Annotated in this window: 1 protein-coding gene; it reads left to right on the top strand. The window is 44.0% G+C overall.

Going from position 1 to position 241, the window contains the following annotated elements; translation table 11 throughout:
* A partial coding sequence (gene tnpA, locus NE547_RS18350) for an IS200/IS605 family transposase (RefSeq protein ID WP_256176654.1) occupies positions 1 to 241 on the top strand: 241 nt, incomplete at both ends.

Genomic DNA, 241 nt, shown 5'->3' with positions numbered 1-241 from the left:
CGCCGAAGTATGGTGTATCTCAGATTATGGGGTATCTGAAAGGAAAGAGCAGTCTGATGATATTCGATCGGCACGCAAATTTAAAGTACAAGTATGGAAATCGCCATTTCTGGGCTAGAGGCTATTATGTAGACACAGTAGGAAGGAACAAAAAGCAAATAGCGGAATATATCCGAAACCAATTAGAATCGGACCAGCTGGCGGATCAACTGGGACTTAAGGAGTTCGTGGACCCGTTTAC

Source organism: Flavonifractor sp. DFI.6.63, assembly GCF_024462255.1.
Classification (GTDB): Bacteria; Bacillota; Clostridia; order Oscillospirales; family Oscillospiraceae; genus Lawsonibacter_A; species Lawsonibacter_A hominis.
The sequence above is the reverse complement of the archived record's forward strand: the minus strand, read 5'-3'. Positions and strand labels throughout refer to the sequence as shown.